21 protein-coding genes are annotated in these 22,124 nt (G+C 62.3%); 7 read left to right on the top strand and 14 right to left on the bottom strand.

Annotated features, from left to right (window positions below):
• Positions 1–14: 14 nt before the first annotated feature.
• Genes ligA through smc form a run of 3 tightly spaced genes read right to left on the bottom strand, consistent with a single transcriptional unit; the run spans position 15 to position 6,738 of the window.
• A complete protein-coding gene (ligA, locus tag AC22G6_RS08660) occupies positions 15–2,078 on the bottom strand; it encodes an NAD-dependent DNA ligase LigA (protein WP_487366514.1) in 2,064 nt (687 codons plus the stop codon).
• Positions 2,078–3,187 carry a cell division protein ZipA gene (locus tag AC22G6_RS08665; RefSeq protein ID WP_487366450.1) on the bottom strand — a complete coding sequence of 370 codons (1,110 nt, stop codon included), beginning with the start codon at positions 3,185–3,187 and terminating at the stop codon, positions 2,078–2,080. Before AC22G6_RS08665 ends, ligA begins: the two co-directional genes overlap by 1 nt.
• Positions 3,188–3,201: 14 nt before the next feature.
• Complete coding sequence (gene smc, locus AC22G6_RS08670; RefSeq protein WP_487366451.1) at positions 3,202–6,738, bottom strand: chromosome segregation protein SMC; 3,537 nt, start codon at positions 6,736–6,738, stop codon at positions 3,202–3,204.
• Positions 6,739–6,875: 137 nt separating this feature from the next.
• On the opposite strand from smc, the gene dapC reads away from it, so the two are divergent.
• From dapC to AC22G6_RS08700, 6 genes are all read left to right on the top strand, one after another.
• Entirely contained in the window at positions 6,876–8,069 is a 1,194-nt protein-coding gene (dapC, locus tag AC22G6_RS08675; RefSeq protein ID WP_487366452.1) for a succinyldiaminopimelate transaminase, read from the top strand.
• A 14-nt stretch (positions 8,070–8,083) separates the two neighbouring features.
• Positions 8,084–8,902 carry a 2,3,4,5-tetrahydropyridine-2,6-dicarboxylate N-succinyltransferase gene (dapD, locus tag AC22G6_RS08680; protein ID WP_108948328.1) on the top strand — a complete coding sequence of 273 codons (819 nt, stop codon included), beginning with the start codon at positions 8,084–8,086 and terminating at the stop codon, positions 8,900–8,902.
• 68 nt (positions 8,903–8,970) lie between these two features.
• Complete coding sequence (locus tag AC22G6_RS08685) at positions 8,971–10,149, top strand: PilT/PilU family type 4a pilus ATPase (RefSeq protein WP_108948329.1); 1,179 nt, start codon at positions 8,971–8,973, stop codon at positions 10,147–10,149.
• Positions 10,150–10,173: 24 nt separating this feature from the next.
• Positions 10,174–11,316 (top strand): succinyl-diaminopimelate desuccinylase, encoded by a 1,143-nt coding sequence (gene dapE / locus AC22G6_RS08690; RefSeq protein ID WP_487366515.1) that lies wholly within the window; start codon positions 10,174–10,176, stop codon positions 11,314–11,316.
• A gap of 7 nt (positions 11,317–11,323) precedes the next feature.
• Positions 11,324–12,289, top strand: a complete 966-nt coding sequence (prmB, locus tag AC22G6_RS08695; RefSeq protein ID WP_487366453.1) for a 50S ribosomal protein L3 N(5)-glutamine methyltransferase — start codon at positions 11,324–11,326, stop codon at positions 12,287–12,289.
• Positions 12,290–12,349: 60 nt separating this feature from the next.
• The gene (locus AC22G6_RS08700; RefSeq protein WP_108975080.1) at positions 12,350–12,808 is read left to right on the top strand and encodes a response regulator; all 459 of its coding nucleotides are present in this window, start codon (positions 12,350–12,352) and stop codon (positions 12,806–12,808) included.
• 144 nt (positions 12,809–12,952) lie between these two features.
• Here the strand turns inward: AC22G6_RS08700 and iscX are convergent, their stop codons facing one another.
• From iscX to AC22G6_RS08755, 11 genes are all read right to left on the bottom strand, one after another.
• Complete coding sequence (gene iscX / locus AC22G6_RS08705; RefSeq protein ID WP_108948331.1) at positions 12,953–13,147, bottom strand: Fe-S cluster assembly protein IscX; 195 nt, start codon at positions 13,145–13,147, stop codon at positions 12,953–12,955.
• Positions 13,147–13,488: an ISC system 2Fe-2S type ferredoxin gene (fdx, locus tag AC22G6_RS08710; protein ID WP_108948332.1), complete on the bottom strand. Its 342-nt coding sequence runs from the start codon at positions 13,486–13,488 to the stop codon at positions 13,147–13,149. Before fdx ends, iscX begins: the two co-directional genes overlap by 1 nt.
• Positions 13,485–15,356 (bottom strand): Fe-S protein assembly chaperone HscA, encoded by a 1,872-nt coding sequence (hscA, locus tag AC22G6_RS08715; RefSeq protein WP_487366454.1) that lies wholly within the window; start codon positions 15,354–15,356, stop codon positions 13,485–13,487. Before hscA ends, fdx begins: the two co-directional genes overlap by 4 nt.
• Before the next feature lie 15 nt (positions 15,357–15,371).
• The gene (hscB, locus tag AC22G6_RS08720; protein WP_108948334.1) at positions 15,372–15,905 is read right to left on the bottom strand and encodes a Fe-S protein assembly co-chaperone HscB; all 534 of its coding nucleotides are present in this window, start codon (positions 15,903–15,905) and stop codon (positions 15,372–15,374) included.
• Positions 15,906–15,931: 26 nt separating this feature from the next.
• Positions 15,932–16,255, bottom strand: coding sequence for an iron-sulfur cluster assembly protein IscA (gene iscA, locus AC22G6_RS08725; protein ID WP_108951212.1), 324 nt, complete (start codon positions 16,253–16,255; stop codon positions 15,932–15,934).
• A 14-nt stretch (positions 16,256–16,269) separates the two neighbouring features.
• Positions 16,270–16,653, bottom strand: coding sequence for a Fe-S cluster assembly scaffold IscU (iscU, locus tag AC22G6_RS08730; RefSeq protein WP_108948335.1), 384 nt, complete (start codon positions 16,651–16,653; stop codon positions 16,270–16,272).
• A 23-nt stretch (positions 16,654–16,676) separates the two neighbouring features.
• Complete coding sequence (locus AC22G6_RS08735) at positions 16,677–17,882, bottom strand: IscS subfamily cysteine desulfurase (RefSeq protein ID WP_487366455.1); 1,206 nt, start codon at positions 17,880–17,882, stop codon at positions 16,677–16,679.
• A 30-nt stretch (positions 17,883–17,912) separates the two neighbouring features.
• Positions 17,913–19,061 (bottom strand): cysteine desulfurase family protein, encoded by a 1,149-nt coding sequence (locus tag AC22G6_RS08740; RefSeq protein WP_487366456.1) that lies wholly within the window; start codon positions 19,059–19,061, stop codon positions 17,913–17,915.
• Positions 19,062–19,074: 13 nt separating this feature from the next.
• Positions 19,075–19,557: a Fe-S cluster assembly transcriptional regulator IscR gene (gene iscR, locus AC22G6_RS08745; RefSeq protein ID WP_487366457.1), complete on the bottom strand. Its 483-nt coding sequence runs from the start codon at positions 19,555–19,557 to the stop codon at positions 19,075–19,077.
• 107 nt (positions 19,558–19,664) lie between these two features.
• Positions 19,665–20,420: a serine O-acetyltransferase gene (cysE, locus tag AC22G6_RS08750; RefSeq protein ID WP_487366458.1), complete on the bottom strand. Its 756-nt coding sequence runs from the start codon at positions 20,418–20,420 to the stop codon at positions 19,665–19,667.
• A gap of 77 nt (positions 20,421–20,497) precedes the next feature.
• Entirely contained in the window at positions 20,498–21,229 is a 732-nt protein-coding gene (locus AC22G6_RS08755; protein ID WP_487366516.1) for an RNA methyltransferase, read from the bottom strand.
• 80 nt (positions 21,230–21,309) lie between these two features.
• On the opposite strand from AC22G6_RS08755, the gene AC22G6_RS08760 reads away from it, so the two are divergent.
• The gene (locus AC22G6_RS08760; RefSeq protein WP_487366459.1) at positions 21,310–22,110 is read left to right on the top strand and encodes an inositol monophosphatase family protein; all 801 of its coding nucleotides are present in this window, start codon (positions 21,310–21,312) and stop codon (positions 22,108–22,110) included.
• Positions 22,111–22,124: the final 14 nt, after the last annotated feature.

A 22,124-nucleotide genomic window follows, 5' to 3' on the forward strand; every position in this document is an offset into this window, starting at 1 on the left:
GTACGTGGAAGACCCTAACCCGCGCTGGCCAGCAGTGAGAGCAGGCCGGCCTCATCGACAATGTCGATACCCAGCGCCTCCGCCTTCGTCAGCTTCGAGCCTGCATCCGCGCCCGCAACCAGATAATCGGTCTTCTTTGAGACGGAGCCCGTCACCTTGCCGCCCTTGGCTTCGATCAGCGCCTTGGCCTCATCGCGGCTCATCGTCGGCAAGCTGCCTGTCAGCACAAAGACCTTCCCCGCCAGTGCGCCAGAAGGGACAGGTGCGGGCTCACCCTCCGCCCACTCGACACCTGCAGCGCGCAACTGCTCGATGATTTCGCGGTTATGTGCCTCGGCAAAGAATTCGACGATGCATTTCGCAACAATCGGACCGACGTCGGGCACCTGCTGCAGGCGCGTCTCGTCAGCCGCCATCACCGCATCCAGATTGCCGAAATGCAGTGCAAGATCGCGCGCCGTGGCCTCGCCGACGTTGCGGATGCCAAGCGCGAAGATGAATCTTCCCAGTGTTGTGTGACGGCTCTTCTCGATCGCGGCCAGCAGGTTCTGCGCAGACTTTTCGCCCATGCGTTCGAGATTGGCCAGCGCAAGAATGCCGAGGCGATAGATGTCGACCGGGGTCTTGATGATCGCGGCATCGACAAGCTGTTCGACCAGCTTGTCGCCCAGCCCTTCGATATCCATTGCACGGCGACCGGCAAAATGCAGCAGCGCCTGCTTGCGCTGTGCCGGGCAGTATAGCCCGCCAGTACAACGTGCAACTGCCTCGTCTTCACCCCTGACCACATGCGAGCCGCACACCGGACAGCACGGCAGGCCGTCACGCTGGGGCAGACTCTCAAGCAGGTTGAAGCGCGGCAGATCCTGGTCACGACGCTCGGTCACCGGTGCAACGATCTCGGGGATGACATCGCCCGCACGGCGCACAATGACCCAGTCGCCCAAGCGAATATCCTTGCGATCGATCTCGTCCTGATTGTGCAGGGTGGCATTGGTCACAGTCACCCCGCCGACGAACACGGGTTCGAGCCGGGCGACGGGCGTCACCGCCCCTGTACGCCCCACCTGCACCTCGATACCACGCAAACGCGTCACGGCTTCCTGCGCCGGGTACTTGTGTGCGACAGCCCAGCGCGGCTCACGCGTCACGAAGCCAAGCTGGCGCTGCAGGGCAAGCGCATTGACCTTGTAGACGACGCCGTCGATATCGAAGGCAAGACTGTCACGCAACGCGCCGACCCGGGTGTGAAAGCCTGCCAGGCCAGCACCACCTGCAACCACGTCACGATGCTTGCACACCGGAAAACCGAAAGCCTCCAGTGCATCGAGAATGCCGGCATGCGTGGCCGGCGTGTTCCACCCCACGGTTTCACCCAGGCCGTAGGCGAAAAACGACAGGGGGCGACGTGCTGCAATACCCGGATCGAGCTGGCGGATGCTGCCGGCTGCGGCATTGCGCGGATTGACGAAGACTTTTTCGCCCGCTGCGGATTGACGCGCATTGAGCGCTTCGAAGTCATCGCGGCGCATGTAGACCTCGCCGCGCACTTCCAGCACCGGCGGCACATCACCGCGCAAACGCAGCGGAATCGCCCTCACCGTGCGCACGTTGCTGGTGACATCCTCGCCATTCTCGCCGTCACCGCGGGTTGCAGCCTGAACCAGCACCCCATCCTCGTAGCGCAGGCTCATGGCGAGGCCGTCAAACTTGAGCTCGGTCGCGTACTCCACGTCCGGATCGCTTTCGTCGAGACCGAGCTCGCGGCGCACCCTCGCATCGAAGGCATGCGCCCCGCTCTCTTCGGTGTCGGTCTCGGTGCGGATCGACAGCATCGGGATGCGGTGCCTGACGGCGGGAAACTGGGCCAGCGGCTTGCCGCCAACCCGCCGTGTCGGCGAGTCCGGGCTTGCAAGCTCAGGAAACGTTTTTTCGATGCCCTCCAGCTCCTGGAACAGGCGGTCGTACTCGGCATCGGGAATGGTCGGCGCGTCGAGCACATAGTAGGCGTGCTCGTGCCTGGCCAGTTCGGCGCGCAGCCAGGCTGCGCGCTCGATCGTCTTGCTGTCAGCCGGCATCATGCAGAAAACAGTCGCCTGGCCAGTGACCCGCCGGCCGGAATACGCTGCTCGGCCATGTGTTCCTGAAACTGCTGGATCTGCGTACGGATCAGGGTCGCGGCCTCCGGTCCGAAGGGCGCACGATTGTCATCGACCACGACGCCGCCAAGCGTGTTGCCGAGGTGGCCTGCAAACTGCATCATGCGCTCGAACACCACACCACCATTGGCCACCCTCGGCACATCGATCACCAGCGTGACACCGTTGGTCTGAAGGCTGCGCATGCCGTCGGATGTAAACAGGGTGGGCTCGAGGTTGCACAGGGTATACAGGGTGTTCCCTTCCTCGTCGCAGGCATGGAAACAGCCGTCGCCACGCAACACCAGGCCCTCGGCTTCGGCCAGTCCGCGAATCTTGGTACCGTGGAAGGGCTGACCATTGGCGGAGACAACGTTGATTCCGATCTGCACATCGACATCTGCACAGAAGCGGTCGAGTTCGGTCGCGTTGCCCAGCACTTCGCTGCGTGCAGGCAAGCCGGCCGGCACCGCCAGGAACTGCTCTGCAACCCGTTGCACACCACCCGAGAAGCGGATGTAGTCCCCTTCGCCAATCGAACCCTGTCGGTCGACCAGTTGCAGCGCTACGCAGAACCAGTGGTAACTTCCGGCACTGTGCGGCGTCAGTCGATGCCACAGATTCTCGCTGTCATCGAAACCAAACCAGCGCACGGCCTTGCTCAGGCCATCCAGCGCTTCCTGTTGTGCAGCCCACAGGCGGGACGCATCGAGCGGCTCGATGGCTTCGACCCGGATGATGCAGTCGGCGCGCACATCCAGCGCCTCCGGATAATCCGGCAACACCCGTTTGGGGGCGGGATCGCGGTAAGGACGGGACGGCGCGGCACGCGCCGGCGCGACATCGTCTGCGACAGGTTCGCGGCGTGCCGATGCACCCTCTGCACGTGGCCCTTCACCCGGCTCCAGCAACACGTCTCGATGATCTGAACGGAACGCCTCCTCGGCCTGCTTGCGGTGCTTGCGCTCCTGCCACTTGTTGTAGGCGACGATGGCGATGAAGCCTGCGACACCCGCACCGATCAACCCAATCTGAAGTTCGCTGTCCATAATTATTCCTGTTGTTACGCTGCGGCCGGCTCAGCCATCCGCAACGCCTCTTCGATATCCACTTCCACCACGCGCGACACGCCCTGCTCCTGCATGGTCACCCCGACCAGTTGCTGCGCGATCTCCATCGTGATCTTGCTGTGACTGATGAAGATGAACTGCGTCTGCGATGACATGCGCTTCACCATCTGTCCATAGCGCTCGGTATTCGTATCGTCCAGTGGCGCATCAACCTCGTCAAGCATGCAGAAGGGCGCGGGATTGAGCTGGAACATCGCAAACACCAGCGCAATCGCCGTCAGCGCCTTTTCTCCGCCCGAAAGCAGATGAATGGAGGCATTTTTCTTGCCCGGCGGCTGGGCCACGATCTGGATGCCTGCATCAAGAATCTCGTCACCCGTCAGCACCAGCTCTGCGCGCCCACCCCCGAACAGCTGCGGGAACAGGGTGGAGAACTGCATATTGACGGTATTGTAGGTCTCCTGCAGCTGCTCACGCGTGTCGCGGTCGATGCGGCGAATGGCGTCTTCCAGCGTAGCGATGGCCTGGAGGAGGTCTTCGGTTTGCGCATCCAGGTATCCCTTGCGTTCGGATGCCGCCCGCAGTTCGTCGAGTGCGGCAAGGTTTACCGCCCCAAGTTCCGCAATTTCACGTCCCAGCCGTGCCACTTCGCGCTGCAGGGTCGTTTCCTTCGGGTCTGACGCCAGCAGCGGCGCCAGCGCGGCTTCGTCCGCCCCCGCTTCGACCAGGCGCTCATCGAACTGCGCTGATGCCAGTTCTGCCGCCTGTACCGCCAGCCTGAGCTCGGAAACCCGGTTGCGCACCGGCGCGGCTTCCTGCTCGGTCCGCATGCGCAATTCCTCGACCTGGCGCAGCTTCGTCGTCATCTGCTCCAGCGCGTCACGGCACGACGCCAGCGCGGCCTCCCTGGTCGAGCGCAGCGCAAGCGCAGACTGCAGCGCATCGGCGCTGCGCACATCGTCGATTGCCTCGAGCTCCTGCCCCCTCGTCTTGTTTTCCCGCGCGATGCGCTCGAGCTGTTCGCTGGCAAGCTGCTCATTGCGGGCGATGTCTTCGAGTTTGCCGGCACACTCGCGTTCCGAAAACCGTGCCTCCTGCAGATCACGGGCGCAGGCCTGCTCCAGCGCACGCAGTTCGCGCAGGCTCTGCTCGCGTTCCTGCAGAACTTCAGTCGCGGCATCGAGCCGATTGCGCTGCAGCTCGGCAAGCTCGGTCGCGCGGGCGTGTTCGAGCTCAGCCCGGGCGTGGTGCTCGCGCTCGGTGGCTTCCAGACGTACGAGATCGTCCAGGTCGCGCTCGAGCTGGCTGCGTCTTTCTTCGGCCCGGCTCAGCGCCTGACTGAGCTTGAGCACATCCACCTGCTCGGCATGCAGCTGTGCCTGTGCGCCCTGAAGCTCGCGGCGCAGGCCGTTGATGTGCTCCTGCAGGTCGGCCGTTGCTGCCTCGGCGGCCAGCAGTGCGTCGTGCGCACCACGGGCTTCGTCTTCCAGCATTTGCTGTTGTTCTGCAAGCTGGTCGATCTCGCGCTGACGCTCCATGACGCCATGCGTGCGGCTGTCGGGCACGAAATGAATCAAGGCATGACGGCTCAGCACCTGACCGCGCGCGCCTACCAGACAGACATCCGCATCGAGTTGCCCGCGCCGCGGCAGCCAGTCCTCGATGTGCTCGACCGCGTAACAGCCGCGCAGCCAGTCTTCCAGCAGCGGACGCAGATTTTCATCCAGCAACTGAACGCGCTCGATCAGCGGCGTGGTGCCCGCTGGCGGGGATGAGACTGCTCCGGACATCGGCACACCACCCAGCGCCAGGGCGAGCGACTCGGGCGGCAACTCGTCGAGCATTCCGCGTGCAACCTCGTCGGCGCTTCCCTCGTCGAGCGTAAGGGCGGACAGGCGTTCGCGGAGAATGGCCTCGACCGCGGCCTCCCAGCCTTCGGTCACGCGCAGGCTGCGCCACAGCGGCGGCAGTTCAACGAAACCGTGGCGCTTGAGCCAGTCGCCCAGCTTGCCCTGCGACTGCACCCGGGATTGAAGCTGCACCAGCGCGTCGCGCCGGGCGCGCAATTCGGTCAGCCGGCGTTGAACCATCCGTTCGTGATCCAGCGCCTGCTTCAGCCCGGCCTGCGCATCCGGCAAACGCCCCTGCAGATCGAGGAGCGCCCCCTGCTGTTCCTCGAGTGCGTCCTGCTGCGCCTCTACGCGTGCTTCGCGCTCTGCCAGCTCACGTGCATCCGGCCCCTGAATCGCGCCACGCTCGCTCTCGAGGCGGGCCCGACGCTGCTGCAGGGCGTCCAGCGCACGTGTCGCGCTTGCGCGGTTGGCTTCTTCCACCCGCAACTGCTGCTCGGTCTGGGCGAGTTCGCGACGTGCGGCCGCCACGGTGCCATCAGCCGCCTGTCGGGCAGCGTCCGCATCGGGCAGCCTGTCGGCAATCTCGACATGCCGGCCTTCGGCCTGCTCAGCGCGCATCGAGGCGTTCTCGGCGAGCGCTTCCCAGCGTTCGCGCTCGCCACCCATGGTTTCGCGGCGAGCGATCCAGTGCGCATGATCGAGTTCGAGCTGTGCAAGACTGGCCTCAAGACGCTTTCGCGCCTCGGCAAGGTGCTGCAGTTCGGTTTCGAGCCGGGTCACCTCGGCGCTGACAGCGAAGAGATCGCTCTGCGCAAGGTGAACCGCTTCGGAGGCCGAAAAATGTGCTTCGCGACTGGCCTCGATCGCGCTGTCGAGTTCCTGCAGGCGGGCGCTGTCGGTGTCGATCCGCAGGCTGTTCCGGTTCAGTTCCTCCACCAGGCGCTGGTGCTCCGATCGCGCCTCATTGCGCTTGAGCAGCCACAGCAGCTGCTGCTTCTGGATGTGCGAGTTGTTGAGCGCGTTGTATCGCGCGGCAACCTCCGCCTGTGCCTCGAGGTGCCCGATGCGCTCACCGAGCTCGGTGCGGATGTCATCCAGACGGGCGAGGTTGTCGCGCGCATCCGACAGGCGACCTTCGGTTTCCTTGCGCCGCTCGCGATACTTGGTGACGCCTGCGGCCTCTTCGAGAAAGCCACGGATATCCTCGGGGCGCGCCTCGATGATGCGCGAGATCATGCCCTGCTCGATGATCGCGTAAGCCCTCGGCCCCAGCCCGGTGCCGAGAAACACATCGATCACGTCCTTGCGCCGGACATGAACGTTGTTGATGTAGTAGCTCGAATCGCCACTGCGGTCGAGCACCCGCTTGACCGAGATCTCCGCATAGCGCGACCACTGCCCCGACGCCCGGCCCTCGCTGTTGTCGAAGACCATCTCCACGCTTGCGCGCGACACCGCCTTGCGGGTGGTCGAGCCGTTGAAGATGACGTCCTGCATCGACTCGCCGCGCAGCGCGGACGCCCGCGTTTCGCCCAGCACCCAGCGCACCGCATCGATGATGTTCGACTTGCCGCACCCGTTGGGACCGACAACCCCTACCAGGTTGCCCGGCATGATCACGGTCGTCGGATCGACGAAGGTCTTGAAGCCGGCAAGTTTGAGCTTTGAAAGACGCACGATGGGGCGCAGGCAGAGTGGGAAACAGGGTGACAAGACCCGGATTCGGTAATGCCGGGAAGGCGGCGCATGATAACATCTTCGGCCTTTACGACCCGCTCGGTCCGGCCTCAGAACCGGATGAAAAGTGTTCCAAAGTGAATCCGAACCTCACCCGTCTGCACTCCTACCCCTTCGAAAAACTGCGCAACCTGTTCGAGGGTATTACGCCCCCCGCCGACCTCAAGCCAATCAGGCTTTCGATTGGTGAGCCCCAGCATGCGACGCCGGGCTTCATCAGTCAGGCGTTGGCGGACAACCTCGACGGACTCGCGACTTATCCGACCACTCAGGGGTCGGATGCGTTGCGCGGCGCCATTGCCGGCTGGCTGCAGCGACGTTACGGCTTGCCCGCCATCGACGCGGCAAGCCAGGTGCTGCCGGTTAACGGGTCGCGTGAGGCGCTGTTCGCCTTCGGCCAGTGCGTCATTGACGGCAAGCGCCCGAACGCCAAGGTGCTGTGTCCAAACCCTTTCTATCAGATCTACGAGGGTGCGGCCTTTCTCGCCGGCGCTGAACCGGTATTTCTGAACAACGTGCCTGACAACGGCTTTGCGTCCGACTTCGACAGCATTCCCGACGAGGTCTGGCGCGACGTACAACTCGTTTTCGTGTGTTCGCCGGGCAATCCGACCGGGCGCGTTCTGAGCCAGGAAGAATGGCAGCGCCTGTTCGAACTCTCCGACCAGCACGATTTCGTGATTGCGGCGGACGAGTGTTATTCGGAGATCTATTTCGACGACGACGCTCGCCCCATTGGGGCGCTCGAGGCCGCTCACCGTCTGGGCCGCACCGATTTCCGCAACGTTGTGATGTTCTCCAGCCTGTCCAAGCGCTCCAACGTTCCCGGCCTGCGTTCGGGATTCGTCGCGGGCGACGCGCGCATTCTCAAGGACTTCCTGCGCTACCGCACATACCACGGCTGCGCGATGAGCAATACTGTGCAGGCAACCTCGATTGCGGCGTGGAATGACGAAGCCCATGTTGCGGAAAACCGCCGCCTGTACCGTGAAAAGTTCGCCCTCATCACGCCCATGCTGTCAGCGTGTCTCGAAGTCGAACTGCCCGACGCCGGATTCTACCTGTGGGCGCGCACCCCGCTGCCCGACACCGAATTCGCCCGCCGCCTGCAGGCTGAATATAATGTGACGGTGCTGCCCGGCAGCTACCTCGCCCGCGAGTCCGGCGGAATCAACCCCGGCGCCGGCTTCGTGCGCATTGCGCTCGTGGCCGACACCGCCGAATGTGTGGAAGCGGCGGAACGTATCGTCGCCTTCTGTCAAAAACTGTAAGAGAGCCCCTTCAAATGCAAGAACTGCAAACCATCATCGACACCGCCTTCGAAAACCGCGCCAGCCTGTCGCCCTCCTCCGCTCCGGCCGAGATCCGCAATGCCGTGGAAAGCGTGATTGCAGGCCTCGACGCCGGCACACTGCGCGTTGCCGAAAAGAAGGATGGCCAGTGGGTGGTTAACCAGTGGATCAAGAAGGCGGTTCTGATCTCCTTCCGTCTGCGCGACAACGAAGTCATGCCGGCCGGCAGCCTCAACTTTTTCGATAAGGTCCCCACCAAGTTCGGCGATTACACCCCCGAACAGTTCCGTGAAGGCGGCTTCCGCGTGGTGCCGCCTGCCGTCGCACGCAAGGGCAGCTTCATCGGCAAGAACGTGGTGCTGATGCCCTCCTACGTGAACATCGGCGCCTACGTCGATGAAGGCACCATGGTCGATACCTGGGCGACCGTTGGTTCCTGCGCCCAGATCGGCAAGAACGTGCACCTGTCTGGCGGCGTTGGCATCGGTGGCGTGCTTGAGCCGATCCAGGCCGGCCCCGTGATCATCGAGGACAATGTCTTCGTCGGCGCCCGCTCGGAAGTCGTCGAAGGCGTGATCATCGAAGAGAACGCCGTGCTGTCGATGGGCGTGTACATTGGCCAGAGCACCAAGATCTACGATCGCGAAACCGGCGAAGTGCATTACGGCCGTGTCCCGGCCGGCGCTGTTGTCGTGCCCGGCAGCCTGCCGTCGGCCTGCGGCAAGTACAGCCTGTACTGCGCAGTCATCGTGAAGAAAGTGGATGCACAGACCCGCGCCAAGACCGCCATCAACGATCTGCTGCGCGCCTGATCCGACGTTTCTGCCTTCAACGGGGCTTCGGCCCCGTATTTGATTGACCTGCCAAGGAGTCCGAAGCAATGATTTTCGACAAGCTTTTCCAGCTCATGGCCGAAAAACAGGCCTCGGACATCTTCATCACCGCAGGCGCACCGATCCACATCAAGATTCAGGGTCATACCGTACCGATCAATCAGCAGGTCATGGATCCCGCCATGACCCAGAAGATGATCTACGAGATGATGACGCCGGAGCAGATCGAGCACTTCGAGCGCGACAAGGAGCTGAACCTCTCCTTCGGTCGTCGCGATGTCGGCAACTTCCGGGTCAACGTGTTTCTGCAGCGCAATTCGGTTGCCGTGGTCGTGCGATTCATCCAGGGTGATATCCCCACCATCGAGAGCCTCGGCCTGCCTGGCTCGCTCAATGATGTCGTGATGGAAAAGCGCGGCCTGGTACTGGTTGTCGGCGCCACGGGTTCCGGCAAATCGACCACGCTTGCGTCGATGATCGATCACCGCAACCGCAATCGCACCGGGCATATCCTGACGGTGGAAGACCCGATCGAGTATCTGTTCAAGCACCGCAAGTCGGTCGTCAACCAGCGCGAAGTCGGCATCGACACCCATAGCTGGCACGAAGCCCTGCGCAACGCCATGCGTCAGGCGCCGGACTGCATCCTGATCGGTGAAATTCGCGACAAGGAAACCATGCAGGCTGCGCTCGCCTATGCGCAGACCGGGCATCTGTGCCTGGCCACCCTGCACGCCAACAATGCTTATCACGCGCTGAACCGGATCTCCAACTTCTTCCCGATGGAGAACCGCTCCCTCCTTTATCTCGACCTTTCCGTTGCCCTGCGCTGCATCATCTCGCAGCGCCTGGTCCGCAAACCCGACGGAAGGCGGATTCCGGCAGTTGAGACCCTGATGAACACCCGTCATGTGGCGGAACTGATCGAACGTGGTGAAATCAATGCGGTGAAGGAAGCCATGGAGCAAAGCCTTGCCCCCGGCTCACAGACCTTCGAGCAGGACCTGTTCCGTCTCTATCACGAAAAGATCATCACCCTCGACGAGGCCCTGGCCAACTCCGATTCGCCAACCAACCTGTCGTGGCTGATCAACAACGCCCAGTTCAACCCCAACGCCAAGACCGACAACGAAAAACCGGCCCCGCAGATCACAGACTTCGAGAGCACCCAGCCCGACGGCGCCTCCTTCCGTGAATTCACCCTGCACCTGGACGGCAACGGCTAGTACCGCACACAATAAGACATGAACATGCCCCTCCCCGACGACCCGACGCTGGCACTTGCCTGCGACCTGATTTCACGCGCCTCGGAAACCCCCGAGGATGCAGGCTGCCTGGATCTGATCCAGGCGCGTCTCGCCCCGCTGGGCTTTCGCTTTGAACGTATCGATGTCGGCGGCGTCTGCAACCTTTGGGCACGCCGCGGTGAACAGGCTCCGGTACTGTGCTTTGCCGGTCACACCGACGTTGTCCCGACCGGCCCCCTCGAGCGCTGGGACAGCCCCCCGTTCGAGCCCACGATTCGCGACGGCATGCTCTACGGCCGTGGCGCGGCCGACATGAAAACCTCGCTCGCCGCCTTCGTGACCTCGATCGAGCAGTTCATTGCCGATCACCCGAAGCACAGCGGCAGCATTGCGCTGCTGCTTACGTCAGACGAGGAAGGCATTGCCTCCCACGGCACGGTCAAGGTCGTCGAAGCGCTCGCTGCGCGCGGCGAACGGCTCGACTACTGCATCGTTGGCGAACCCACCTCGGTGAACACCCTGGGTGACACCATCAAGAATGGCCGCCGCGGTTCGCTCTCCGGCACCCTTCGCGTCAAGGGCCAGCAGGGACACGTCGCCTACCCGCAACTGGCACGCAATCCGATTCACATGCTCGCACCCGCGCTGGCCGAACTCACCACCATCCGCTGGGATGAAGGCAACGAGTTCTTTCCCGCAACCACCTGGCAGGTCTCCAATATCCACGCCGGCACCGGTGCCAACAACGTCATCCCCGGCGAATGCGAAGTGATGTTCAACTTCCGCTTCGCGTCGGTATCGACCGCAGATGAACTGAAGGCGCGCACGCATGAAGTGCTCGACCGCCACGGACTCGAATACACGATCGACTGGCACCTCTCGGGCAAGCCCTTCATCACCGGTCGTGGCAAGCTCGTCGCCGCACTGTCGGGCGCGATCAGCGAAACGCTCGGCGTCGAAACCGAGCTATCCACCACCGGCGGCACTTCGGACGGCCGTTTCATTGCAGATATCTGCAGCGAAGTCGTCGAGTTCGGCCCGGTGAACGCCACCATCCACAAACTGAACGAGTGCGTCGCAGTTGATGCGATCGCACCGCTTTCCACCGTTTACATGCGCACCCTGCGCACTCTACTGGCTGCCTGACCCTGACATGACCCACGACACCGACGCTCACGAGCACGACGAACACGATCACGACCACGAGCACGAGCACGAAAGTGGCCCGCTTGCCGAACTCGTTACCGTACGCGACTGGCTGCGCTACGCCGTCACCCGTTTCAATCGCGGCCAGGTTTTTTGCGGCCACGGCGTCACCAGCGTTTTCGACGAAGCCGCATGGCTGATCCTGTCCTCGCTCGCGCTCCCGATCGACCGCCTCGACCCCTTCCTCGACGCCTGCATTCCGTCCGATGAGCGCGTTGCACTGTTCGAGAACATCGAGCGCCGCGTCGTTGAACGCGTGCCCACGGCCTATCTGGTCAAGGAAGCCTGGCTCGGGGATTTCCGCTTCTACGTCGATGAACGTGTGATCGTGCCGCGCTCCTTCTTTGCCGAGCTGCTCGACGAAGGGTTCTCGCCCTGGATCGAGGACCCAGACACCGTCACCAGCGCACTCGACCTGTGCACCGGTTCTGGCTGCCTTGCCATCCTGATGGCACACGTCTTCCCCAACGCCGACATCGCTGCGGTCGACCTTTCCGAAGACGCGCTGGCCGTCGCCCGCCGCAACGTAGACGACTACGGCCTTGGCGATCAGGTCGAACTGATCCGCAGCGACGTTTTCAGCAATGTCGGCGACCGTCGTTTCGACCTGATCCTGAGCAACCCGCCCTACGTCACGGCCGATGCAATGGCAGCCCTGCCCACCGAATACCGCCACGAACCCGAAATGGCGCTGGCTGCCGGTAGCGACGGGCTCGACATCGTGCGAACATTGATCGCGGAGGCGGCCAGTCATCTCCACCCCGAGGGGATACTCGCGGTGGAAGTCGGGCACAATCGTGATCTGGTGGAAAGTGCATTCCCGGAACTACCGTTCAACTGGCTCAGCACACGCGGGGGCGAAGACATGGTATTCATTCTGCGACGAGAAGATCTGCCGGGCGCCCAGGACTGAGCGCACCGGAATTCCGTGCCGGCCTGCATGGCAGACCGGCACGTTCGGGGAGAGAACAAGATGGCGATGGAACGCCCGATTCTGCTGATCGAGGACAACCCCGATGACGAAGCCCTGACGCTACGCGCGTTCACAAAGAACCGGATCACCAATCCGGTTGTCGTGGCCAGAGATGGCGTCGAGGCCATCGATTACCTCACCGGAACCGGCTCACATCAGGGGCGGGACATGACGGTCATGCCGGTGCTGATTCTGCTCGACCTCAAACTGCCCCGCATCGACGGTCTGGAAGTGCTGCGCCGCATTCGCGCCGAAGAACACACCGCGATGCTGCCAGTGGTGGTGCTCACGACATCGCGCGAAATCCAGGACATCCAGCAGGCCTACCGGCTCGGCGCCAACAGCTATATTCGTAAGCCGGTGGACTACGAGCGCTTCATTCACGCCGTCAGCCAGATTGCCCTGTACTGGCTGACGCTCAACGAAACGCCGGAAAGCGCGGCAAACAGCCCGTACTGATCAACTGCACAGGTCCGCTCACGCGCAGGAAGCACACGGTGCAGCCGCTCGCCTGATACGCAAAAAAAGACCCGCTCAGCTTGACGCTTGCGGGTCTTCTTCCTTGCGACTCCGGGCTGTCGCCCACTGTCGCTGACTGAACGCTTAGCTCAGCTCGTCGATCCAGGCCTGCTGAATACCTTCGAGAATGCGTTCGCCACAGTGCTTGGCGTCGTCATCAAACTCGGGCAAGGCGAGCACCCAGTTCATCAGGTCGACAAAATTCACCTTGGTCGGGTCGACATCCGGATGTGCATCGGCAAGCTGGATGCCAATCTCCTGAACTTCAGTCCATTTCATCAGTGCTTGCCCTCCCTGGCCATGTTGATGGTGTAGCGGGGAATCTCGACCACCAGCGGAACGGCACGGACGACAGCCTGACAGGAGAGCCGGGACTGCGGTTCCAGGCCCCAGGCCTTGTCCAGCAGATCCTCTTCCTCTTCTTCCGCTTCTCCGAGCGAGGAAAAGCCCTCACGCACGATCACGTGGCAGGTCGTGCACGCACAGGACTTCTCGCATGCGTGCTCGATCTCGATGCCATTTTCAAGCAGGCCGTCACAGATGGTGGTGCCTTCGGCAACCTCCAGAACCGTTCCCTCCGGGCACAGTTCGACATGCGGCAGCACAATAATCTGGGTCATACAGGAATCTCATCTATCTTGTGACCGGCAAGCGCGGAACGGATGCTGCTGTCCATGCGCCGCGCGGCAAATTCGTCGGTAGCTTTGGCAAGCGCCTCGATCCCGGCCTTGATTGCGCGATGATCCTCGCCGTCGCGCAGGCTGCGCAAACGGGCAAGCACTTCATCGATCTGCGCTCTTTCAGCCTCGTCGAGCAACTGCCCATCCTTGAGCAGCGCCTGCTCGGTCGCTTCAATGACACGGTCGGCTTCGACCTGCTGCTCGCGCAGGGCACGCGCAACGAGATCGTCTCCGGCACGTTCGACACCGGCCTGCAACATGCCAGCGATTTCGTCGTCGGACAGGCCGTAGGACGGCTTCACCAGCACACTGGCCTCGACACCCGAGGACATCTCGCGTGCAGACACCGACAGCAATCCATCGGCATCAACCTGGAAAGCCACCCGGATGCGGGCTGCACCCGCCACCATCGGCGGAATCCCGCGCAGTTCGAAGCGCGCCAGCGACCGGCAATCCGACACCAGTTCGCGCTCGCCCTGAACCACGTGGAAAGCCATGGCGGTCTGACCATCCTTGAAGGTCGTGAACTCCTGGGCACGTGCAATCGGCAGTGTTGCATTCCGGGGCACAACCTTCTCCACCAGGCCACCCATGGTTTCCAGGCCGAGCGACAGCGGGATGACGTCGAGCAGGAGCCAGTCCTCGTCATCTTCCTTGCGGTTGCCGACCAGCGCATTCGCCTGCATTGCGGCACCGAGTGCCACGACTTTGTCGGGGTCGAGGTTGGTCAGCGGCTCCTGCCCAAAATATTCGGCAACTGCGCGCTGGATGTGGGGCATGCGCGTCGCACCACCCACCATCACCACGCCCTTGATCTCTTCCGGGCTCAGGCCTGCGTCGCGCAGCGCCTTGCGTACCGGACCGAGGGTTTTCTGCACCAAGTGACGGGTGAGTTGCGCGAACTGGTCGCGACTGATGACCAGGTTGATCTCCTCGCCCGAGCTCAGCACAAGGTGGATTGGCGCCTCTTCACAGGCCGTCAGCAACTCCTTCGCCTCGCGCGCCTTGATCTGCAGACGACGCGAGTCGGTGGATGACAGCGGCGGCAACTTCGATTCTTCGAGAATCCAGCAGAACAGCCGATGATCGAAGTCGTCACCGCCGAGCGATGCGTCGCCGTTGGTCGACAGCACCTCGAACACGCCACGTGACAGCTTGAGAATGGAGAGATCGAAGGTGCCGCCGCCAAGGTCGTACACCGCATACGTGCCTTCGGCCGCGTTATCGAGCCCATAGGCCACCGCAGCTGCGGTCGGTTCGTTAAGCAGTCGCAGTACGTCCAGCCCGGCCAGGCGGGCCGCGTCCTTCGTGGCCTGACGCTGGGCATCGTCAAAATAGGCCGGAACCGTGATCACCGCGCCGCTCAGCACACCGCCAAGGCTCGCCTCCGCACGCAGGCGCAGCGTGCGCAGGATCTCGGCCGAGATTTCGACCGGGCTCTTCACGCCCTGCACCGTGCGCAAACGCACCATGCCGGGGCTGTCCTCGAAGTCGTAAGGCATGGTTTCGACGTGAGCTACATCCTTGAGCCCGCGTCCCATGAAACGCTTGACCGACACGATCGTGTTGCGCGGGTCGCTTGCCTGCGCCTGAATCGCCGACTGACCGACATCGATGCTGCCATCGGTGCGATATCGCACGATGGAAGGCAGCATCGAACGGCCCGTTTCATCGGCAAGGCACACCGCGATGCTGTTGCGCACCGTGGCGACCAGCGAGTTTGTGGTACCGAGGTCGATACCCACCGCGAGCCGGTGCTTGTGCGGCTCGGTGGACATTCCGGGTTCTGCGATCTGCAACAGTGCCATCAGGGAATTCCAGATTCAGGTTTCGAGTGCCTCGAGGGCGTCGTCAATCTCGTTTTGAAGTTTCTCGATGAACATCAGGCGACGCACCGTATCGGCCGCGGCCGCGTAATCCTGTGCTTCGTCGAGTTCGCGGGCAAGGCTGCCCATCACTTCTCGCGAGTGCCCGCGCAAGCGCTGGTGCAGTTGCTCGAGCTCATCGATCTCGCCCGCCTGGCGGGCCTCTTCGACCGCTTCACGCCACTCCATCTGTTCCATGAGGAACTCGGGGGACATCGCTGTGTTGGTCTCCAGGCCGGCGTCGATACCTGCCAGTTCAAGCAGGTACTGAGCACGCGGCAAGGGCTTCTTCAAGGTACGAAAACCTTCGTTCACTCGCGTCGCCCACTGCATGGAGCGGCGCTTCTCGAGGTCGGAAAGGTGTGCGTGACGATCCGGATGAACCTGTGACTGGAGCTCATGCCAAGCATGATCCAGTTTCGGCTCATCCAGTTCGAAACGGCGCGGCAGGCCGAATAGGGAGAAAAAATCCTGCGTCAGGTCGATGCTCATGCCGTCATGTGCTTCCGTTCAAACCGTCAGACGTTGAAGCTTTCGCCGCAACCACACGCGTCCTTGACGTTCGGGTTGTTGAACTTGAAGCCTTCGTTCAGGCCTTCACGTACGAAGTCGAGTTCGGTGCCTTCAAGATACACAAGGCTCTTCGGGTCCACGATGACCTTGACGCCATGGCTGTCGAACACGAGGTCTTCAGTCAGCGCCTCGTCAACGAACTCAAGCTTGTATGCCATGCCGGAACAGCCCGAGGTCTTCACCCCGAGTCTGATACCCAAGCCTTTGCCGCGCTTGGCGATGAAATTGGCAACGTGCTTGGCTGCGCTTTCGGAAAGAGTGACGCCCATCATGAACCTCCTGCTCAGGCTTCGTGCTTTTTCTTGTAGTCGGCAACGGCCGCCTTGATGGCGTCCTCGGCCAGGATCGAACAGTGGATCTTGACCGGCGGCAACGCCAGTTCCTCTGCGATCTGCGTGTTCTTGATCTCGAGGGCCTGATCGATCGTCTTGCCCTTCACCCACTCGGTGACGAGCGAGCTCGACGCGATAGCCGAGCCACAGCCGTAGGTCTTGAACTTGGCGTCTTCGATCACGCCGTCCTTGCCAACCTTGATCTGCAACTTCATCACGTCGCCACAGGCGGGCGCGCCGACCATGCCGGTCGCAACGCTGTCGTCGTCCTTGGCAAACGATCCGACGTTACGCGGGTTTTCGTAGTGGTCCAGAACTTTTTCGCTGTATGCCATTTTCGTTCTCCTGATTCTGTAATTTAGTGCGCAGCCCACTGCACGGAATCGAGATCGACGCCGTCCTTGAACATTTCCCAAAGCGGGGAAAGCTCGCGCAGCTTGCCGATCTTCTTGTGCAGCAGGTCGATGGTGAAGTCGATTTCTTCTTCGGTGGTGAAACGGCCGATGGTGAAACGAATCGAGCTGTGAGCCAGTTCGTCGTTACGCCCCAGCGCGCGCAGTACGTAGGACGGCTCAAGGCTGGCCGACGTACATGCCGACCCGGACGAGACCGCAATATCCTTGATCGCCATGATCAGGGACTCGCCTTCGACGTATGCGAAGGAAATGTTCAGGTTGTGCGGAACGCGATGCTCGAGATCGCCATTCACATAGGTTGCCTCGATGTCCGTCAGCCCTTTGAGCAGGCGGTCGCGGAGTTCGCGAATGCGCGTATTTTCGGTGCTCATCTCCTCACGTGCAATACGGAAGGCCTCGCCCATGCCGACGATCTGGTGCGTGGCCAGGGTACCCGAGCGCAAACCACGCTCGTGACCGCCGCCGTGCATCTGCGCCTCGAGACGGACACGCGGCTTGCGCCGGACGTACAGCGCGCCAATGCCTTTCGGGCCGTAGGTCTTGTGCGCCGAGAAGCTCATCAGGTCGACCTTGAGCGTGTTCAGGTCAATCTCGACCTTGCCCGTCGCCTGCGCTGCATCGACATGAAAGATGATGCCCTTCTCACGACAGATCTCGCCGATCTCGGCGATCGGCTGGATCACGCCGACTTCGTTGTTCACGAACATCACCGAAACCAGGATGGTGTCCGGACGCAGCGCAGCTTTGAGCACCTCGAGATCGACCAGACCGTTTTCCTGCACGTCGAGATAGGTGGCCTCGAAACCTTCACGCTCAAGTTCGCGGAAGGTGTCCAGCACCGCCTTGTGCTCGGTCTTCAGGGTAATGATGTGCTTGCCCTTGTAGAAGTGCGCTGCACCCTTGATCGCAAGGTTGTTGGATTCGGTTGCGCCAGAGGTCCAGATGATCTCTTTCGAATCGGCACCCACCAGTGCGGCCACCTGTTCGCGTGCGTCCTCGACCGCCTTCTCTGCCGACCACCCATATGCATGCGAGCGGCTGGCGGGGTTACCGAACTGCTCGGTAAGCCAGGGAATCATGGCTGCGGCCACTCGGGGATCGACCGGCGTGGTCGCAGAGTAGTCGAGATAGATCGGGAACTTCAGCATTGCGTTTCTCCGCGGATTCGTTATGTCTTGTCAGGCTGCCATTGCAGCCAGGTTTCTCAATTCGTGCACGATACGTGCCAGCGCAGTGTCGAAATCGGCAAGCTGCTGAGCGGTGGTATCACGACCAAGGCTGACCCGGACCGCCGACCGGGCCAACTCAGGCGCCACGCCCATTGCCAGCAGCGTGTGCGATGGCTCCGGGTTGGCGCTGGAACAGGCGGAACCGCTCGCACAGGCAAAACCTGCACGATCCAGTTTGCCCACCAGGGTTTCACCATCAAGCCCTTCAAAGCCGAAAAAGCTGGTGTTCGGCAAGCGCTCGCCAGCCTTCGAAAACAGTACTGCGCCGGTGGCGGCAAGCGACTGCTCAAGCCGCTCACGCAGGACAAGCAAGCGATCGTGCTCTTCACGCTGATGCTTTGCAGCGAGTTCGCAGGCAAGGCCGAAACCGACGATTGCAGCCACGTTCTCGGTACCCGAGCGCAGCCCGCGCTCCTGACCACCACCGGCGATCAGGGGAGCGAGTTCAACCCGCTTGTCCACGATCAGGGCGCCGGCACCTACCGGACCACCGATCTTGTGCGCCGACAGCGTCATTGCATTGACGCCCAGCGCACGGAAATCAACTTCGATCTTGCCAAGGGCCTGCACCGCATCCGTGTGCATGTAAGCACCACCGGCGCGGGCCTCGGCTGCATGGGCGCGCACGTCCTGCAGCACACCGGTCTCGTTGTTCGCCAGCATGATCGAGACCAGCGAAGGCCTGGCCTCAAGCGTGGAGCGCCAGTCATCTGCGCGCAGACGCCCTTCGCCATCCACACCCACCTCTCGCATCACCCAGCCGCTGCGACGCAGCTGCCGTGCGGGCTCCCGCACACAGGGGTGCTCGACCGCACTGACCGCCACCAGGCCAGGCTTCATCATGGCGGCTGCACCCTTGATGAAGAGATTGTTGGCTTCCGACCCGCCGCTGGTAAATACCACCTCGGTCGGATGCGCGTTCGCCGCCGCCGCCACCTGAGCGCGCGCAGTGTCGATTGCGGCGCGCGCCTGACGACCATACTCATGACGGCTCGAAGCGTTGCCAAAGCGTTCCCCAAGCCAGGGCAGCATTGCCTCGCGCACCGCCGGATCGAGCGGCGCACTCGCGTTCCAGTCGAGGTATACCGGGGCAAACATGCTAGTCACCTGTTCAGGCCGTCGCCACGTCTTGCAACGTGCTCGCTGCGCGACGACGCACTTCACGCAGCACGTTCACATCAGGGTCGGGCTTCACTTCACGCGCAACCAGCGCGCCGAGCGTCACCGAATCCAGATAGGCGTACATGCGCTTGTTGAGATTGGTCCACAGGTCGTGGGTCAGACATCGCTGCTCGTCGTGGCAATTCTGTTTGCCACCGCACATTGTCGCATCAAGCGGCTCATCGACGGCGATGATGATGTCGGTTACCGTGATCGAGCGCATGTCGCGCGCGAGACGATAACCACCGCCGGGACCACGCACACTCGTCACCAGCTTGTAGCGACGAAGCTTGCCGAACAACTGCTCCAGATAGGACAGAGAGATCTTCTGGCGCTCGGCGATGCCGGCGAGGGTAACCGGACCGTCCGCCTGTCGCGCAGCCAGATCGATCATCGCCGTAACGGCAAAGCGACCTTTAGTCGTGAGTCTCATGATGATTCCTCGAAGCAGAATTGAGGGCAAACGGGCGAATACCCGAACATTTCACTCAACTATACATATCCCGACAAAAACGGTCAACTAATCGGCTTTCAGCCAATTCAATCGACCATCTTGGACAATCGGGACGCATCAAAATCATCAGAAGACTCGACCGAGGGGTCCAGTTTCAAGCCCGCTGCTTCCATCCGCTTGCAGATCACCTGGAAGCGACGGTCGGTCTCTACCGCGTGATCGAGCAGACCATGCAAGGCCTTCGCCACCGGGTCGTCCATGTCACGGGTCACACCGTAGGCAGAGAAGCCCATCTGCTCCGCTTTCTGTGCGCGCTCGGCGTCGCGCTCGGCGTCGAGCACACGCGCCGGGTTGCCAACCGCAGTAGCCCCCGCGGGTACCGGTTTGACCACGACGGCGTTGGAGCCGATCTTGGCGCCGTCACCAACCGTGAATCCGCCCAGCACTTTCGCCCCAGCCCCCACCACGACCCCTTTTCCGAGTGTCGGATGGCGCTTCGTGCCGCGATAGAGCGATGTTCCACCCAGCGTGACGGCCTGGTAAATGGTGCAGTCATCACCGATCTCGGCAGTTTCTCCGATCACAACGCCCATGCCATGATCAATGAACACCCGACGCCCGACGACAGCGCCCGGATGAATCTCGATCCCGGTCAGGAAACGGCTGACATGACTGACGAAGCGGCCGAGCCAGAACAGGCGTCTTTGCCAGGCGGCATGCGCAAAGCGGTGAAAGATCAGCGCGTGCACACCCGGATAGCAGGTCAACACCTCCAATGTAGAGCGGGCGGCAGGGTCGCGTTCGCGAACGCTGGCCAGGTCTTCACGCAGGTGTTCAAACATTTGACGCGGTCTCCGGGGAAAGATGAAACAGAATTCGAATGCCCAGGCGTCTTGGGCAACAATAGTCGACTATTTTACTAGGCTTTGCGCTGAAAGCTAGAGAGCATTCCACGAAGAATGCCGACCTCTTCCTTTTCGAGCCTGATCCGGCCAAAAAGCCGCCGGAATCGCGGCATCAGCCTGCGCGGGTTCTGTGGCTCGTGGAAACCGCTTTCGGTCACCGCCTGCTCGAGGTGCGCGAGAAAACCCTCGACTTCGGCATGCGTCGCAGGCTGAGGCTGAGGATCTCCCGCGTAGACCTCGGGTGGTTCGAGCGCGGCCATGCGCAGTTCGTAGGTAAGCAACTGCACGGCAGCGCCCAGATTGAGCGAGGAAAAGTCAGGATTGGTCGGAATCGTCACCGGCATTGCACACAGGCCGACCTCGTCGTTGGACAGGCCGCTGGTTTCATTGCCGAAGACCAGCGCAAGTTCGCCGCGATCCGCCCACCGCACCATTTCAGCCGCGGCCGCACGCGCCGTGACGCGCGGCAGGCTCAATTCGCGACGACGGGCCGTGACGGCTGCAGCCAGCACCGTGCCCGCAAGCGCCTCTTCGAGCGTATCCACAACACGCGCCGATTCGAGCAGGTCCGTGGCCCCGGAAGCCCGTGCATCGGCCACCGGATCAGGGAAACAGGCAGGCGAGACCAGCCACAATTGCGACAGCCCCATGGTTTTCATCGCGCGCGCGGCAGCCCCGATATTGCCAGGATGACTCGGCCGGGAAAGCACGACACGGATGCGATCAAGCGCAAAGCCGCCATTCATATTAAAATTCACCGTTTTTCGTATCTGATCGTGACGGGGCGCACTGCCCTGGACCGCTCCACCCGCCGAGACCGAGCCGCATGCATCCCATCCTGAATATCGCCGTAAAGGCCGCCCGCCGTGCCGCAACCGTCATTAACCGGGCTTCGACCCAGACCGACCTGCTTACGGTCGAGTCCAAATCGCCCAACGACTTCGTGACCGAGGTTGACCGAGCTGCCGAGAAAGCCATCATCGAAGTACTTCGTGAAGCCTACCCGGGGCACGGGATTCTAGCAGAGGAGTCCGGCGAGTCCGGCGCCGAAAGCGAATTCGTGTGGATCATCGATCCCCTCGACGGCACCACGAACTTCATCCACGGCTTCCCGCAGTACGCGATCTCCATCGCATTGACCAAGAACGGTGTGCCCGAGCACTGCGTCGTGTACAACCCGGTCAACAACGAACTGTTCACCGCAACGCGTGGCAGCGGAGCCTACCTCAACGACCGCCGCATTCGCGTGTCGCGTCGTGTGCGCCTTGCCGACGCCCTGGTCGGTACCGGCTTCCCCTATCGCGAATTCGGCAACATCGACGCCTACCTCGCCATGTTCCGCGAGTTGACGCAGAAGACTGCGGGCATCCGTCGTCCGGGTGCCGCCGCGCTTGATCTGGCATATGTTGCTGCCGGACGCCTCGATGGCTTCTGGGAAATGGGCCTCGCACCGTGGGACATGGCAGCGGGCGTCCTGCTGGTTCAGGAGGCTGGCGGCCTGGTGTCCGACTTTGCGGGCGAAGGCAACTTCCTGACGACGGGCAACGTGGTTGCCGGAACCCCCAAGGTGTTCGCTCAGATGCTGCCCATCATCCAGTCCTACCGCACCGACAGCATCCAGAGCTGATCCGCTCTTGCCAG

Source organism: Parazoarcus sp. PS-13 R2A, from assembly GCF_057621855.1.

Excerpts from the sequence above, each read along its gene's own strand:
- ligA (WP_487366514.1), bottom strand. The coding sequence starts at position 2,078 with ATGCCGGCTGACAGCAAGACGATCGAGCGCGCAGCCTGGCTGCGCGCC.
- AC22G6_RS08665 (WP_487366450.1), bottom strand. The coding sequence starts at position 3,187 with ATGGACAGCGAACTTCAGATTGGGTTGATCGGTGCGGGTGTCGCAGGC.
- dapD (WP_108948328.1), top strand. The coding sequence starts at position 8,084 with ATGCAAGAACTGCAAACCATCATCGACACCGCCTTCGAAAACCGCGCC.
- AC22G6_RS08685 (WP_108948329.1), top strand. The coding sequence starts at position 8,971 with ATGATTTTCGACAAGCTTTTCCAGCTCATGGCCGAAAAACAGGCCTCG.
- dapE (WP_487366515.1), top strand. The coding sequence starts at position 10,174 with ATGCCCCTCCCCGACGACCCGACGCTGGCACTTGCCTGCGACCTGATT.
- prmB (WP_487366453.1), top strand. The coding sequence starts at position 11,324 with ATGACCCACGACACCGACGCTCACGAGCACGACGAACACGATCACGAC.
- AC22G6_RS08700 (WP_108975080.1), top strand. The coding sequence starts at position 12,350 with ATGGCGATGGAACGCCCGATTCTGCTGATCGAGGACAACCCCGATGAC.
- iscX (WP_108948331.1), bottom strand. The coding sequence starts at position 13,147 with ATGAAATGGACTGAAGTTCAGGAGATTGGCATCCAGCTTGCCGATGCA.
- fdx (WP_108948332.1), bottom strand. The coding sequence starts at position 13,488 with ATGACCCAGATTATTGTGCTGCCGCATGTCGAACTGTGCCCGGAGGGA.
- hscA (WP_487366454.1), bottom strand. The coding sequence starts at position 15,356 with ATGGCACTGTTGCAGATCGCAGAACCCGGAATGTCCACCGAGCCGCAC.
- hscB (WP_108948334.1), bottom strand. The coding sequence starts at position 15,905 with ATGAGCATCGACCTGACGCAGGATTTTTTCTCCCTATTCGGCCTGCCG.
- iscA (WP_108951212.1), bottom strand. The coding sequence starts at position 16,255 with ATGGGCGTCACTCTTTCCGAAAGCGCAGCCAAGCACGTTGCCAATTTC.
- iscU (WP_108948335.1), bottom strand. The coding sequence starts at position 16,653 with ATGGCATACAGCGAAAAAGTTCTGGACCACTACGAAAACCCGCGTAAC.
- AC22G6_RS08735 (WP_487366455.1), bottom strand. The coding sequence starts at position 17,882 with ATGCTGAAGTTCCCGATCTATCTCGACTACTCTGCGACCACGCCGGTC.
- AC22G6_RS08740 (WP_487366456.1), bottom strand. The coding sequence starts at position 19,061 with ATGTTTGCCCCGGTATACCTCGACTGGAACGCGAGTGCGCCGCTCGAT.
- iscR (WP_487366457.1), bottom strand. The coding sequence starts at position 19,557 with ATGAGACTCACGACTAAAGGTCGCTTTGCCGTTACGGCGATGATCGAT.
- cysE (WP_487366458.1), bottom strand. The coding sequence starts at position 20,420 with ATGTTTGAACACCTGCGTGAAGACCTGGCCAGCGTTCGCGAACGCGAC.
- AC22G6_RS08755 (WP_487366516.1), bottom strand. The coding sequence starts at position 21,229 with ATGAATGGCGGCTTTGCGCTTGATCGCATCCGTGTCGTGCTTTCCCGG.
- AC22G6_RS08760 (WP_487366459.1), top strand. The coding sequence starts at position 21,310 with ATGCATCCCATCCTGAATATCGCCGTAAAGGCCGCCCGCCGTGCCGCA.